The organism is Gulosibacter chungangensis (genome assembly GCF_008831155.1).
GTDB lineage: Bacteria > Actinomycetota > Actinomycetes > Actinomycetales > Microbacteriaceae > Gulosibacter > Gulosibacter chungangensis.
The window spans coordinates 292,882-307,760 of the sequence record NZ_WBKB01000003.1 but is presented as its reverse complement, the minus strand read 5'-3'; the positions used below and the strand labels follow the sequence as shown (position 1 = coordinate 307,760).

Below are 14,879 nucleotides of genomic sequence, written 5' to 3'. Positions count from 1 at the left end.
GTCTACGTCGCCCCTACCGAGCTACCGGTGTCGAATTGCCACAGCGAAATTCTCGGAAGTTGTTCAGTTGCCCAATCGGTGCTGCAGACCCTCCCGCAGCATCGTCACGATCGCCTCAACCTGGATGTCCTCGCTCTGGATTTCGCCCTCATCGGTACCTTCAAGCGCACGGGCGGCAAGGCCCTGCTTCGAGTCGATGAGTTCGGCAACGTGCGCATCCACGGTCTGAGATGCCAGGATGCGCCAAGCGGTAACCGGTTCATCCTGACCAATGCGGTGCACGCGGTCGATCGCCTGGGTCTGTTCGGCAGCGGTCCAGCTGAGTTCAGCGAGCACCACGTCGCTTGCGACCTGCAGGTTGATACCGACACCCGCTGCCATCAGCGAACAGATGATGACTTGCACTTCGGGGTCTTTTTGGAAAGCTTCAATTGCGCGGTCACGAGCCGCCTGGGTCTGATCGCCCCGGATCGCGACCGTTCGTACGCCCTCGTTTTCGAACACGGTCTGGGCGCGGTCCATCGCTTCAATGTGCTTCGCAAAGAACACGACTTTGCCAACCGAGTGCGCCAGCTGCGCGGTGTATTCAGCTGCCAACTCGGATTTTGCGACACCGATACGGTGCAGCATCGAGAAGATGGAATCTCCCGCGGATGAGGCTTTCGATTCTTCGACTTCTTGACGCGCGAGCATGCGCAGTCGATTCTCGTCCACCGTGTCCGCAGGCAAATCTGCCGCCGCGATCATCCGGTCGTAGCGAGCGAGCAGTCGCTCCACGAGCATCCGCTCGGCCTTGCGGATTGAATTGCCCTCTTCGCTGTCAAGTTCCACCGGCATGTCGATAATTCGCTTCGAGGGGAGCGACTTTGCAACATCGATCTTGCGGCGACGCACGATACCCATATCGATTACCGCGCGGCGTGCGGCCGCGAGGAAGCCCGGGTCCGAGGGGACCAAACCCGTCTCGTCGAGCGCATCCATCAGCTTCGGCGCCGGCTTATCGCCATCGAGCCAGCCTAGGAACTGCCAGATCGCCTTAAAATCTTCTACATCGTTGATCAGCGGCGTACCCGTCAGTGCCATCAATAGCGGGTCGACCCCGGGGATGTGCTGGCGGATCGCCTGCGAAAGTTGCAGTACGAGGCGCGAGCGCTGCGACTGCAGATTCTTAATGAAGTGTGCTTCGTCGACCACCATGCCGCGGAAGCCGATCTTGCGCAGCCAGCCGATGTGCCGGTCGAGAATTTCGTAGTTGACGATGAACACGTCACTAAACGCATCCACGTCGTGGCCGTCGCCCGAGATGACCGTGGCGCGGCGGCCCGGCGTCCAGCGATGCACTTCCTGTTGCCAGTTGGTCTTCACGACATTGGGTACGACACACAAAAGAGGGTAGGCGTCGGCCACCGAGGCGGCTAGGATGCTCTGCGCAGTCTTACCGAGGCCCGGTTCGTCGGCAAGCAGGAAGGTTCGATGTCCCTCGCGCACCGATTCGATCAGCTGTGCCTGGTGCGGCATGAGCTCCTGCCCCTGCGGGGCGACTCGGTCAAAACGCGGCGGTTCGGGTAGGTACATGGATGCTGCTCCCCCACCGGCACCGGTTTCGAAGGCCTTGAGCATGGGACTGAGCAGTTCCCAGTTGCGCAGACGTGAATAGTGCTCTTCGAGCGGGCGGATCTTGCTGAGATCGGGCGCCAAGAACGGCGAAGAGCGTACTCGGGTCTTGACGCTCACCGGCAGCACCTGGCGTTCCAGAATCTTCTGCTCGAGCCCTTCCTTGGGCTCCTCCGCTTCCTCTGGTTCATCCACGACCATTTCCACGCCACCGGCAAAGAGCATCTGCTTCCGCATCTCGCGTGCCTGCGGGGTGGTGGGGGCCTTGGCGTCCAGTAGCGCGATCAGGCTCGTGTCCCGCGCGGCCGTTTTCGCGAGGATCGCCGCGAGCCCGTCGAGTCGCTTCATCGACTCGTCACGCTCCCGATCGCTCACACTCGAATCGGTCTTCAGCCGAGCCTTCTCCTCGCGCATGAGGAGGGCAGCAACTTGAAACTTGGTGCGATTTGCGGGTGAGACTCGACCGCGAGCCGCTGCCGCTTCGACTTCACGCGCAGCTTTAGCGAGCTGCGGAATAATCCCGGTGTTATCGACGGGATTCCGATGGCGACGGCGCGAAGCGTGGTGGTTCAAGCGCGATCGGGTTTTGGGCGTCATGCCCCTCCTTCGGTGAACAATTCAGCAAAATATGCCGTTGTCGACGCCTCCTGGCGTTCTCGGCCAAGCGACGAAAAAAACTGTGCCGTGGTTACGACCAACTGCGTGGTGACGCGGCCTCGAGGACATAGAGAGATCCCGGGAATGCGGGCGTCCCCAATAGTGTACCGCCTGCGAATCAACATGAGCGAATTTTGCTGGCGGCAGGTCTTCAAGTGGTCGGTGCAATAATTGCCCGCGTGACAACGCCGATTGAACCAGAGCACCTGCCAGTGAACGACGAGACTTTCTCGCGCCCCACGAAAAAGAGCACCGGTGACTGGAGCGCGCACATTGCCACCACACTCGAACGCCTCGCTGAGGTACTCGAAACCCTGACTCCCGAGCAATGGGATGCGCAAAGCCTGTGTTCGGAATGGCGGGTGCGGGATGTGGTCGGCCACATTATTTGGCGTGTGGGCGAAGCTAACGGTACGATGCTACGCACCGGCTTGCGGGCCATCGGCCGTGGCGGTTTTCGGTTTTCGAAGGTGGTCGCCACAATCGGTGTCGAGCATGGCGATGGTTCCCCGGAGGAACTCATTGCCCGCTTGCATGAGATTGCGGCGGCCAAGTTACAGGGTGAGGGTCGCACCGGCTTTATCGAGCTCATTGAGGCCGTTGTGCATTCCTATGACATTACCGAGGCACTGGATATTCCGCTGCGGCTAAGCCCTCGCTCCACCGGCGCAATTGCTCGAGCTCAGGCCAATGCGGTGCCCGGTAACAAGCACACGCGCATCGCTCGAACAAATTCGCTGCGGGCCACGGATGCGCGTTGGTTGGTTGGCACAGGCTCCCCCATTGACGCGACGGCCGGTGAAATCCTGATGCACCTGTTTGGCCGACGCTCGCTGGTGTAGTCGCTCGCTGCGCTACGTCTTCGCTACCAGATGCCGCGGTCGTTCTGATCGCCCTGCAGCAATAGCCGGGTCTCATCCACGTCCAACTGCATCCGATCGATGAGCGCGTCGAGCGAGTCGAACTTTTTCATGCCTCGCAGTCGACGCACGAATGAGACGCGCACCTGTTCTCCGTAAATGTCGATGCCGGTGACATCGATGATGTGCGCTTCCACCTGCTTTTGTGGCACACCCTCAAACGTCGGATTATTCCCGATCGAGATAGCGGCGGGATGCGCATCCGCACCGATGTGCACCCAACCGGCATACACGCCGTCAGCTGGAATAAATCCTTCGAGGGTCTCCGGTTCAAGATTTGCGGTCGGAAAGCCGAGTTCGCGGCCTCGCTTGGCGCCGTGCACCACGGTGCCACGCACCTCGTGGTAGCGACCGAGCACCTCCGTGGCGTTTTCAACGTCACCGATGTCGAGGCACTCACGCACCCAGGTCGAGGATGCGCGTCGGCCGTTATCACCCAGCTCGTCATCAACCACAATTACTTCGTAGCCAAACTCGTGCGCGTGGTCCTGCAGGAACTCCACATTGCCAAGACCCTTATTCCCAAACTTGAAGTCGCGGCCGATCACGATGGCACGCATCCGCAATTGACGGACAAGCAGATCCCGAACAAATTCAAGTGGCGTGAGCGAGGAAAGTTCGCGGGTAAATGCCAGGACGACCGTCGCGGCTACGTTTTGCCTGGCGATCAGGTCGGTCTTTTGGGTTACAGACACCAGCGGTACCGGTGCCTTTTCTGGCGCCACGAGCGTTAGTGGATGCCGGTCGAAGGTAACCACCACGGGGTTCAATTGGCGCTTCTGCGCGACCAGCCGCAGTTCAGAGATCAGTCGACGATGCCCGAAGTGTAGACCCTCAAACTTGCCAATGGTGATCGCAGTCGGCTCGAGTTCGGCAGGAAATTCCGCCGGGTCAGTCACTATTTTCACGCCGTGACCACCTTCCCACGCGAGGCGCGCATCGATTCAAGATAGGAAATGCCCAGCAAAGGGAGCACGAAAGGAATGTACACGTATCCGCGACCGAATCCGCTCCATACGGTATCCGCGGGGAAAAGTTCCGGATGGGTGCCGGAAAGGACACCCACGATGAGCACTCCCGCAAGTTCGAATATCAGCGCCAGCCACGCAAGGGGTCGCCAAGTCGCCGAACGGTGCGCCATCGCCAAGCAAATTCCCGCAATCAGGTAAACCACGGCGGCCACGGTACTCAGCGAATAGGCGAGCGGAGCTGTGTCGAAATCACGAACGATTTGCACCACGCTCCGCCCCGTGGCGGCTAAGAACAGTACGACATACACCGCGACGAGAATGCGCGAGGCTCCGGCTTTCGACTCGGTTTCAGTGGCAGTGGCGATCGACATAATTCCTCAAGTATCCCACCAGTTTTAGGCGCTAATGAACGGTGACGCAGCCAACCAAATTTGTTGCATTCGGAAGACCATCACCGCAATGGCCAGGGCCGCAACCCCGAGCACCGCGTTCGACCAGCGTGACCGTTCAATCAACGCCCACAGAATCGCCGCCGGCGGGATGATCACCGCGGTAATCATGTACATCCAAAATTCCAGTCCATCACCGCGGCAGGGGTTTCCAAAAAGTGGTGCCAGGAGCGCGACGACCAGCTGCACGACGGTCAGAATCGCCACGATCAGCACTGCGCCCGCCGTATAGTCACTTGGTTTTCGGTTGGCAAAGGCCGCCACAAGACAAAACAGCCCCGCGAGGATTCCCACGCCAAACTGAATCCACGTGAACCATTCGATCACTTGGTTGCCTGCCCCTTCGTGTCCTGCTGTTCTGGCATATTCATCACGGTTTTCGTCTTACCGGCAATAATCTCGACAACGCCGATCAGGCTGCCTTTCTCGTCGATCACCGCGATTGGTTCGCGGTATTCCGCATACCCGTCTGGAGCCGGGATGCGTTGCCCGAATCGCAGGGCTTTGGCCTGGGCTGAATCGACCACCACCGATGCAAATTGCTGTTGGATCGCCGCTGCAGGGGGCATGAGTTCGGGGGCCGGGGCGCCGGCATCAATTTCTTCCCGGCTGGGCAGGATGCGTGCATCCGCGAGCGTGAGATCCCCAATTCGAGTGCGGTTGAGCGCGGTGAGGTGCGCCGGCACGCCGAGCAGATTGCCGAGGTCGCGCGCAAGGGCCCGCACATAGGTGCCTGAGGAGCAATCCACCCGAATATCCGCATCGAGTACTTGCAGTCTCTTCCCGGATGTGAGGGTCGCCTCGGCTGCGCGGGTTTCGAGTAACTCAATACCGTGAATAGTGACCGGCCGTGCTTTGAGTTGCACGTCCTCCCCCGCGCGCACCCGTTCGTGGGCCCGCCGCCCGTCGACTTTGATCGCGCTGACCGCACTGGGAACTTGCTCAATCTCGCCGGTGAGTTCGCGGGCAGCGCCCAGGATGCGTTCGGTGTTAATTGCTTCGACCGTTCCGTCCTGTGCGATCGCGGTGGTCTCACCCTCGGCATCCTCGGTACTCGTTCCGAGGCCGAAGCGCACCGTGGCTTCATAGGTTTTGTCTGCGCCGACAAAGAAGGTCAATAGCCGCGTCGCGTCGCCCACTCCGAGCAGCATCAGCCCGGTGGCCATGGGGTCGAGGGTGCCAGCATGGCCGACTTTGCGGGTTCCGAGCGCTCGACGAGTGCGAGCAACTAAATCGTGGCTGGTGATGCCGCCGGGCTTATTGAGTACAAGGAGCCCGTGGGGAGCTTCGGAACGCGTTGACATAGTCTGGCCAGTCTAGTTCGGTGCTGGCACCCGGCGGGCGATACACTCACGGAGTTGTACTGGCTCGGCAAACTATTGGGGTGAGGATGCGCATTGCGGTAATCGGTGTCGGTGCCGTTGGCGGCGCCCTCGCTGCGCTGCTGGATCGGGCCGGCCACGAGGTCACCGCGGTGGTGCGGCCGCAGACCGCCGCCGAATTGGCCGCAACTGGACTGCTGCTTACCGGAGCGCGCGGTGAACACCGTGCGCAGCTCCCCGTCTCCAAGACGGTTCCGGAAGACGCGGAACTCGTACTTCTTGCGGTGCGCACCTACGCCACCGAGAGTGCCCTGCGAGATCACGCAGAGGGCATCGAGAATAGGCCAGTGCTGCTGCTGCAAAACGGCTTGGCAGGTCCCGATCTCGCGGCCGAGCTTCTCGGACGCCCCGATGGGGCCGGTGTCTTCGCTGGGCTCGCGCTGTTTCCAGCCACTCGGCTGTCTTCGACTGCGGTTCGCCTCACCGGGCTCGGCGGACTCCGGGTCGGACACGCGCATCCCGGTGAGCAGGCCCTCGCGGCTCAGATTGCGACGATATTGAATTCCGCGATCCCGAGCGTGGCAATCTCGAATCTGCGGGGCGCCCTGTGGTCGAAGCTGTTGGTAAACCATGTGAACGCGTTGCCCGCGATCACCGACTTGAGCGTGCAGGCGGTGTGTCGGCACCCGCTGCTGCGCGGAATTCTGGCCCAGTCACTCACCGAAGCGGTGCGGGTGGGAGACGCGCAGCGAATTCGCTTCGGGGGTGTCGGGGTAATCGAACCGGCCCACGTGGCGCAAATCCGCGCCGGGCAAGCACTCCAGGTCGTAACGGGACGGCTCGCCACGGCATTTGGGTATGTGCCGAATCCCGCATCCACCTTGCAATCGCTGCGTCGCGGCGACCCCACTGAGATTGATGATCTTGACGGGGCCGTCATTCGAGCCGCCGCCGAGGTGAGGATGCGGGCGCCCGTACACGAAGCCATGGTGACGCTCGTACACGAGGTGGCTCTAAAGGGTCAATTCTTTTCCGCCACGGCGGTAGCTAGGCGGGTGACTGCGTGGATTGCCAGCGCTTCGAATGACAACGGGCTTGAAATGCCGTCTTGCGGCCACGATCGAACGCCAGGCCGCCCCGCGCGTAAGACACCTACCGTGGGCCGCTCATGAGCCTTCGTGAGCGCAGCCGACGCACCGAGATCGTCGATCGAGTGATCGACTGGTTCAGCGCAAATCAGCGCGATTTCCCTTGGCGCGAGCCCGAATGTAGCCCCTGGGGCATTCTTGTGAGCGAGGTGATGTCGCAGCAAACGCAGATGTCCCGTGTGGAGCCGAAATGGCATGAGTTCATGTCGCTATGGCCCACACCCGCCGATATGGCGGCGGCTCCCGTTGCCGAAGTCATTCGCCGCTGGGATCGACTCGGCTATCCGCGTCGTGCGGTGAATCTGCATCGCTGTGCCACGGCCATCGTTGAGAACCACGGTGGCGAGGTGCCCAGTGACCGGGATGCGCTGCTCGCGCTCCCTGCAATCGGCGCGTATACCTCTGCCGCAGTGGCGTCCTTCGCGTTCTTGCGGTGCGAACCGGTAGTTGACACGAATATCCGCCGGGTGCTTGCCCGCGCGATACACGGCGAAGCGATCGCTTGGGATGCGAATCCCCGCCGCGATGATGCCGAAATGTCGGAGCTGCTCCCCGAGGATCCGCAGCGAGCAAAACTGTGGAATGCCGGGGCCATGGAGCTTGGCGCCATTGTCTGCCCGTCAAAGAAACCGCAGTGCGAAGTCTGCCCAATCGCGCAGCTGTGTGAGTGGCGTGCGCGCAACTATCCAGCTTCCACCCGCAAGGCTCGCGGTCAGGCAAAGTTTGCGGGTTCAGATCGACAATTACGCGGGCGAGTGATGGCGATACTCCGCAGACATCCGGAAGGCGTGCTCTTCGATTCGCTCCCTGACCTCGTGGAACCGCTCGCGGCGGACAGTGGCACAAGCGTTGATATCAGCCACGCCGAACGGACCCTCTTACTCGCGGAAGATCTCATCCGTGACGGGCTCGCCACCCGCGCGGCCGAGCGCATCCGCCTGCCACACTAAGCTGCCGCACTAGCCAGCAGCGCAAGCCAGCCATCCACACCAGTCGTACCCTGCGAAGAGCAAAGTGCCCCATATCGAAGTGATTCGATACGGGGCACTTGCCTATGCCTGGCGAAGATTAGTCTTCGTCGGCAATGTCGTAGGGATTCTCATCCCCCGCGAAGGTCTTGCCTTCGCGTTCCTTGGCAACCTGTTCGTCCTGGGCTTTCGCCTTGGCGAGCAGGTCTTCCAGGTGCGCTGCGTTTTCGGGCAGGGCATCGTGGACGAATTCGATCGTCGGCACGAGACGGATGTTCAGGTTCTTGCCGACTTCCGAGCGGATGCGTCCGGTGGCCCGCTTGAGCGCCACGGCGGAACTCTTCCGTTCTTCGTCGGTGCCATAGACCGTGTAGAAGATGGTTGCATGCTGCAGGTCGCCGGTCACTCGCACATCGGTGAGGGTGACGAAGCCCAGGCGAGGATCGCGGATCCCTCGCTCCAGAATCTTCGCCACCAGCACCTTGATGCGATCGGCCAGGCGAGCGGCGCGGCCGTTATCAGTCACGAGGCTTCTCCACCATTTCGGTCGTCTCGATCTCGTCGCCGATCTGCAGGTCGTTGAACTTGCCAAGGCCGATACCGCACTCGAAGCCCTCGCGGACCTCGGTTACGTCGTCCTTGAAGCGACGCAGCGACTCGATTGCGAGACCGTCTGCCACCACGACGCCGTCGCGCAGGATGCGCGCCTTGGCGTTGCGGGTGATCGTACCGGTCTGTACGAGCGCACCGGCGATGTTGCCGAACTTCGACGAGCGGAAGATCTCGCGGATCTCTGCCACACCGGACTGAACTTCTTCGTACTCGGGCTCGAGCATGCCCTTGAGGGACTTCTCGATGTCTTCGATGGCGTCGTAGATGACCGAGTAGAAGCGGATGTCCACGCCTTCCGAGGCTGCCTTTGCGCGAGCCTTCTGGTCGGGGCGAACGTTGAAGCCGATGATTACCGCGTTGTCGATGGTTGCGAGGTCCACGTCCGATTCGCTAATCGCACCCACCGCACGGTGGATGATGCGTAGCTGAACGGTGTCGTCAACCTCGATCTTGAGCAGCGAGTCTTCGAGGGCTTCCACAGCACCCGAGGCGTCACCCTTGAGGATGAGGTTGAGCGACTGCACCTTGCCCTCTTCGAGGGCGCGAGTGAAGTCTTCCAGCGACATGCGCTTGCGAGCCTTCGCGAGCTGAGCGTTACGCTCAACCGCTTCACGCTTCTCGGCAATCTGACGTGCGGTGCGGTCATCATCGGTCACGATGAACGTGTCACCGGCGCGCGGCACTGAGCTGAGGCCCTGCACCTGCACCGGACGCGACGGACCTGCGGCCTCGACCGGGTCACCGTTCTCGTCCACCATCGCGCGGACGCGACCGTGAGCGGTACCGGCGACGATCGAGTCACCGACGTGCAGCGTTCCCGACTGGATGAGCACGGTAGCAACCGAGCCGCGACCGCGGTCGAGCTTCGCTTCGATTGCGGTACCGCGAGCGTCCTTATTCGGGTTCGCGCGCAGGTCAAGGGATGCGTCTGCGGTCAGCAGCACCGAGTCGATCAGTTCGCGGATACCGTCACCCTGCTTCGCCGAGACATCGACGAACATCGTGTCGCCACCGAACTCTTCGGCGATAAGGCCGTATTCGGTCAGCTGCGAACGAACCTTCTGCGGGTTCGCGCCGTCGACATCGATCTTGTTGACCGCGACAACAATCGGCACTCCGGCCGACTGTGCGTGGTTCAAGGCTTCAATCGTCTGCGGCATGATGCCGTCGTCTGCCGCAACCACCAGGATCGCGACGTCAGTGACGTTCGCACCGCGAGCACGCATCTGCGTGAACGCCTCGTGACCCGGGGTGTCGATGAAGGTAATCGCACGGCGAACACCTTCGTGCTCGCCCCAGACCTGGTAGGCACCGATGTGCTGGGTGATGCCACCGGCTTCACCGGCACCGACATTGGCGCGACGGATCGCGTCCAGCAGTCGGGTCTTACCGTGGTCAACGTGACCCATCACGGTTACCACCGGCGGACGTGCCTCAAGCACGTCATCGGATTCCGCGGCCTCTTCACCTTCAAGGTCAATGTCGAAGACCTCGAGGAGCTCACGGTCCTCGTCCTCAGGCGAAACGATTTCAATCCGGTAGCCGAGTTCCTCACCGAGGATCTCAAAGGTGGCCTCGTCAAGCGATTCGGTAGCCGTGGCCATTTCACCGAGGTGGAACAGTACGGTTACGAGATCGCCGGGCGAAGCGTCAATCTTGTCGGCAAAGTCCGAGATGGATGCACCGCGGCGCAGACGGATCTGCGTCTCACCGGTGCCGCGGGGAACCTTTACACCGCCAATCGACGGTGCCTCCCGCATCTCAAACTCTGCCCGTTTCGTCCGCTTCGACTTGCGTGCCTTGGACTTGCCGCCACCGCGACCAAAGGCACCAGCGGTACCGCCACGGCGACCACCGCCGCGGCCACCGCCACCACCACCGGGACGGGCGGTCGTGAAACCGCCGCCGCCACCGGGACCGCCGGAGCGTGCGCCACCACCGGCACCGCCGCGACCGCGACCGGGACCCTGCGGGCGCTCACCGGGCAGCACGCGCGGCTGACCCGGACGAGGTGCCGAGGGACGCGGGGCCTGACCTGGCTTCGGTGCAGCAGCGCCGCCACCGCCGGGGCGCGGCGCGCCGGAACGCTGACCGCCACCCTGCTTCGAGCTGAACGGGTTGTTACCACCGCGAGGACGGCCCATGCCCTGCGCCGAAGCGTAGGGGTTATTGCCGGGGCGCGGACCACGCGGGCGCGGGATCGCGTTCGGGCTCGGCTTTGCGCTGTCCTGACCGGGCTTTGGTGCCGCCTGACCCGGCTTGGGAGCCGACTGGCCAGGCTTCGGGGCGCTCTGACCGGGCTTTGCCGCGGGAGCTGCTTGCTCCTGTGCGGGAGTGTCGGCCGGAGTTGGCGTCGGGGCGACTGCCGAACGAGTCGGCGGAGCTGCCGGCGCGGGGGTCGAAGCCGGTGTCGGCGTTGGCGCGACGCCCGAACGTGGACGCGGTTCCGGAGCCTGACCGGGCTTCGGTGCAGCCTTCTGACCGGGCTTGGGCGCAGCCTTCTGGCCAGGCTTGGGAGCCGCAGCCTTTTGACCCGGCTTTGGAGCCGCAGCCTTTTGACCGGGCTTGGGTGCAGCAGCCTGTGCGGGTTTCGGAGCCGCCGGGGTTGCCGCAGGCGTTGCGCTCGGCTTCGCTGCGGGCTTCGCAGCCGGTGCCGCGGGCTTCTCTGCAGCTTCTGCCGCAGCGGGAGCTGCCTTCGATGCGCCATCGCCAGCTTCGGCGCGACGCTTGAATTCGTCGCGCAGTCGTCGAGCAACCGGAGGCTCAACGCTGGACGAAGCCGTCTTTACGAACTCGCCCATTTCTTGCAAGGTCGACAGTACGACCTTCGATTCGACGCCAAGTTCGGCGGCGATCTCATGTACGCGTGGTTTTGCCACTTTTCTCCTCACCAGGGTCTGCCCCGGTGGGGAGCAGACCTAATAACTTCGGTTGTGCCTCATCGTGAGCCACTCATGATTGGTCCATAGTCCGATCAACAACCTTTGCTGTCTGAGCCGAAGCGGTCGCTTCGGCCAATTGTTCGGCGTACTTTCGTACTTCCGTGTCGTCTACATCTCGAATGCGCAGAGCCCTTCGAAAGGCCCGCCGCTCAAGTGCGTTATGCACACACTCAAGCTTCGGATGCAGCCACGCCCCGCGTCCAGATTGGCAGGCCTCCCGGTCAACCAGGAGCCTTCCCTCAGAGACGACAATGCGCGTGAGTTCTGACCTTGGGGCTTGCGATCGGCAGCTAATGCACGTTCGCACTTGACCCATACTACTCCTCCGAACGACTATTCGGAGTCTTCCAAGATGCTATCGGGCTGAATGTCGATTCGCGCGCCAGTGAGCTTTGCGGCGAGTCGCGCATTCTGGCCCTCTTTACCGATCGCCAGAGAGAGCTGGAAATCGGGGACCAAGGCGCGGACAGCCTTCGCCTTTTCATCCAACACAAAGGCGCTGGAGACTTTGGCTGGGCTCAGTGCATTCGCCACGAAGGTCGCAAGATCCGGCGAGTAGTCGACCACGTCGATCTTCTCCCCCGAGAGCTCATTCGTTACCGCACGAACGCGGGCACCGAGCTCACCGATGCAAGCACCCTTGGCATTAATGCCCTCGGCATTGGCACGTACCGCGACCTTGGATCGGTGACCGGCTTCGCGAGCCAGCGAGATAATCTCCACCACCCCATCCGCAATCTCCGGCACTTCGTGGGCAAAGAGCTTCCGCACAAGGCCCGGGTGGGTACGCGAGACCGTGATCTGTGGGCCCTTCATACCGCGTTCAACCTTGGTCACGAATACGCGTAGCCGGGTACCGTGCGAGTAGTCCTCACCCGGCACCTGTTCTTCTGGCGGCAGAATTGCTTCCACGGGGCCAAGATCCACCTGGATCATGCGGGGGTTCGGACCCTGCTGAATTACGCCGACGAGAATATCGCCCTCGCGGCCGCGGAATTCCCCGAGCACCTTGTCATCACCCAGGTCGCGAAGTCGCTGGGTAATTACCTGCTTGGCAGCTGCAGCCGCGATTCGGCCGAAGTCTTCCGGTTCTTCGATCGCCTCACCGATTACTTCGCCTTCCTCGTCCAGCTCCGGAATGAAGATATTCACTTCCCCGGTCTTGCGGTCGAGGTGCACACGCGAACCCGCCGGTGGCGGGGTCTGCCCAGCTTCCTGAGTGGTGTGCTTTTGGTAGGCGGTAAGGATCGCCTGTTCGAGGATCGATGCCAATTCATCAAACGGAACCTCGCGTTCGCGTTCGAGCGTACGTAGTACAGCCAGGTCAATCTTCATTGGCGCTCCTTATTCAGCTATGACGGTATTCAAGTATTTGCTGTGCGAGGGGCCAGGGCCCCACTACTTACCAGCAGCCTCTAAGGATACCTCACGAGCTGCGAGTAGCGCAGCAACGGCTTCCGTGACAGCTACCTGATTGCGCTCATTCGTGCGACGATTCCACAGCTCGACGGTGCCATCGGCGGCGTTGCGGCCGGCGATCAGGATCCATGGCACACCGATGAGCTCGGCGTCACCGAATTTAACGCCCGGCGATTCCTTGGGGCGGTCATCCAGAAGCACCTCAAGTCCGGCAGCTTCGGCTTCTGCAGCGAGCTGCTCGGCTACCTGCAATGGCACCTCACCCTTGCCGGTGGCGATCACATGCACATCGTAGGGAGCAACAGCTTCCGGCCAAATGAGCCCGCGGTCATCGTGATTCTGTTCGGCAACCAGGGCCAAGTCCCGGGTAACACCGATGCCATAGGAGCCCATGGTCACAACAACCAGCTTGCCGTTCTTGTCCAGCACTCGCAGGTCGAGCGCCTCAGCATACTTGCGACCGAGTTGGAACACGTGGCCAATTTCGGTGCCGCGCTTGGTAGTGACCGGGCCGGAACCGTCCGGGGCGGGGTCACCGTCACGAACATCCGCAGCCTCAATCCGCGCGTCCGGGACGACATCACGGCCGATGACAAGCGAGTGCAGGTGCGTGTCAGCAGCATTGGCGCCGGAAATCCATGTCGAACCTTCGCCGATGCGCGCATCCAGGTAGTAGGGAATGCCCCACTCTTGGTCCTTACCCAGGACCTGGCGGCCGTCGAGCCAAGGGCCGATATAACCGGGAACCAGTTGCGGGTACGCCTTGAGATCTTCCTCAGTCGCCATTTCGACCTCGCGAGGAGTGAACGCGGCCTCAATCCGGCCGAGATCTGCATCCCGATCGCCTTCCACACCAACGACGATAACTTCGCGGTTACCCTCGTGGTCGACGACCGCGAGTACGACGTGCTTGAGCGTGTCGACGGCAGCCCAGGGGCGTTCCCTGGGAACCTCACGGTTTGCCGCATCGACGAGCGTCGCGATGGTGGTGGATCCGGGAGTCCTGAAGGTCTCAATCGCAGCGTCGGCCGAGAAATCACGCGCCGGTGCCTGCGTGGAGACATACGCTTCTACGTTTGCCGCGTATCCGCCCGGCGATTGCACGAAGGTGTCTTCCCCGACTTCGGTGGCGTGCAGGAACTCCTCCGACTTCGACCCGCCCATGGCGCCGGCCTGCGCATCCACAATCACATATTCGAGGCCGAGCCGCTGGAAAATGCGCTCATAGGCGTCGCGCTGACGCTGGTAGCTCTCGGCAAGACCCTCGTCATCCACGTCGAAGGAGTAGGCATCCTTCATCGTGAACTGGCGTCCGCGCAGCAGGCCCGCCCGGGGACGAGCCTCATCACGGAATTTGTCTTGGATCTGATAGATCGTCAGCGGCAGATCTTTGTACGAAGAGTAGAGGTCTTTCACAACGACAGTGAAGGCCTCTTCGTGCGTGGGTGCGAGCACCATCGGTGCACCCTTGCGGTCTTCGAGGCGGAACATCGAGTCGCCAAAGTCATTGAGACGCCCCGTAGCTTCGTAGGTTTCGGCGGGCAGCAGGCCCGGGAAGGACATTTCCTGGGCACCGGCGCGCGCCATTTCCTCGCGGATGATGGTCTCGACCTTGTTCTTCACCCGCAGGCCGAGCGGCAACCAGGCGAAAATGCCCGGTGCCTGCCGCCGGATATATCCGGCACGGACGAGCAAACGGTGGCTGGCAACTTCCGCATCCGCCGGGTCTTCACGCAGCGTGCGAACAAACAAAGAGGAAAGGCGATCAATCACGCCAGCAATCGTACCGCCCATCGAGACCGACAATTGACCGCGGATTTGCATCGATCACGAGCAACCCTCGCGCCGGTCCGCAAT

Annotated in this window: 13 protein-coding genes; 3 read left to right on the top strand and 10 right to left on the bottom strand. The window is 62.0% G+C overall.

Features of this window, described 5'->3' with window-relative positions:
- Positions 1-63: 63 nt before the first annotated feature.
- On the bottom strand, positions 64-2,211 hold the full coding sequence (locus tag F8O05_RS06960; protein WP_158052025.1) for a DEAD/DEAH box helicase: 2,148 nt from the start codon (positions 2,209-2,211) through the stop codon (positions 64-66).
- A gap of 239 nt (positions 2,212-2,450) precedes the next feature.
- On the opposite strand from F8O05_RS06960, the gene F8O05_RS06955 reads away from it, so the two are divergent.
- Positions 2,451-3,113, top strand: a complete 663-nt coding sequence (locus tag F8O05_RS06955) for a maleylpyruvate isomerase family mycothiol-dependent enzyme (protein ID WP_192497075.1) — start codon at positions 2,451-2,453, stop codon at positions 3,111-3,113.
- 23 nt (positions 3,114-3,136) lie between these two features.
- Here F8O05_RS06955 and F8O05_RS06950 read toward each other — a convergent pair whose 3' ends face one another.
- From F8O05_RS06950 to truB, 4 genes are read right to left on the bottom strand one after another with little or no spacing between them, the layout of a single operon-like run.
- Positions 3,137-4,099 carry a bifunctional riboflavin kinase/FAD synthetase gene (locus tag F8O05_RS06950; protein WP_158052023.1) on the bottom strand — a complete coding sequence of 321 codons (963 nt, stop codon included), beginning with the start codon at positions 4,097-4,099 and terminating at the stop codon, positions 3,137-3,139.
- Positions 4,096-4,533: a hypothetical protein gene (locus F8O05_RS06945; protein ID WP_158052022.1), complete on the bottom strand. Its 438-nt coding sequence runs from the start codon at positions 4,531-4,533 to the stop codon at positions 4,096-4,098. Before F8O05_RS06945 ends, F8O05_RS06950 begins: the two co-directional genes overlap by 4 nt.
- 24 nt (positions 4,534-4,557) lie before the next feature.
- The gene (locus tag F8O05_RS06940) at positions 4,558-4,938 is read right to left on the bottom strand and encodes a hypothetical protein (RefSeq protein WP_158052021.1); all 381 of its coding nucleotides are present in this window, start codon (positions 4,936-4,938) and stop codon (positions 4,558-4,560) included.
- Positions 4,935-5,915 (bottom strand): tRNA pseudouridine(55) synthase TruB, encoded by a 981-nt coding sequence (truB, locus tag F8O05_RS06935; RefSeq protein WP_158052020.1) that lies wholly within the window; start codon positions 5,913-5,915, stop codon positions 4,935-4,937. The genes F8O05_RS06940 and truB overlap by 4 nt, the downstream gene beginning before the upstream one ends.
- Before the next feature lie 86 nt (positions 5,916-6,001).
- On the opposite strand from truB, the gene F8O05_RS06930 reads away from it, so the two are divergent.
- Entirely contained in the window at positions 6,002-7,105 is a 1,104-nt protein-coding gene (locus F8O05_RS06930; RefSeq protein ID WP_225735788.1) for a ketopantoate reductase family protein, read from the top strand.
- Positions 7,102-8,031 carry an HhH-GPD family protein gene (locus tag F8O05_RS06925; protein ID WP_158052018.1) on the top strand — a complete coding sequence of 310 codons (930 nt, stop codon included), beginning with the start codon at positions 7,102-7,104 and terminating at the stop codon, positions 8,029-8,031. The genes F8O05_RS06930 and F8O05_RS06925 overlap by 4 nt, the downstream gene beginning before the upstream one ends.
- Positions 8,032-8,149: 118 nt before the next feature.
- On the opposite strand, the gene rbfA is transcribed toward F8O05_RS06925, so the two are convergent.
- The 5 genes from rbfA to F8O05_RS06900 all read right to left on the bottom strand — a co-directional run bounded on the left by rbfA (position 8,150) and on the right by F8O05_RS06900 (position 14,795).
- Positions 8,150-8,575: a 30S ribosome-binding factor RbfA gene (gene rbfA, locus F8O05_RS06920; protein WP_158052017.1), complete on the bottom strand. Its 426-nt coding sequence runs from the start codon at positions 8,573-8,575 to the stop codon at positions 8,150-8,152.
- Positions 8,568-11,540 (bottom strand): translation initiation factor IF-2, encoded by a 2,973-nt coding sequence (infB, locus tag F8O05_RS06915; RefSeq protein WP_158052016.1) that lies wholly within the window; start codon positions 11,538-11,540, stop codon positions 8,568-8,570. Before infB ends, rbfA begins: the two co-directional genes overlap by 8 nt.
- A gap of 73 nt (positions 11,541-11,613) precedes the next feature.
- Entirely contained in the window at positions 11,614-11,919 is a 306-nt protein-coding gene (locus tag F8O05_RS06910) for a YlxR family protein (protein WP_158052015.1), read from the bottom strand.
- A 17-nt stretch (positions 11,920-11,936) separates the two neighbouring features.
- Positions 11,937-12,938 (bottom strand): transcription termination factor NusA, encoded by a 1,002-nt coding sequence (gene nusA / locus F8O05_RS06905; RefSeq protein WP_158052014.1) that lies wholly within the window; start codon positions 12,936-12,938, stop codon positions 11,937-11,939.
- Positions 12,939-13,001: 63 nt separating this feature from the next.
- Positions 13,002-14,795, bottom strand: coding sequence for a proline--tRNA ligase (locus F8O05_RS06900; protein WP_192497074.1), 1,794 nt, complete (start codon positions 14,793-14,795; stop codon positions 13,002-13,004).
- Positions 14,796-14,879: the final 84 nt, after the last annotated feature.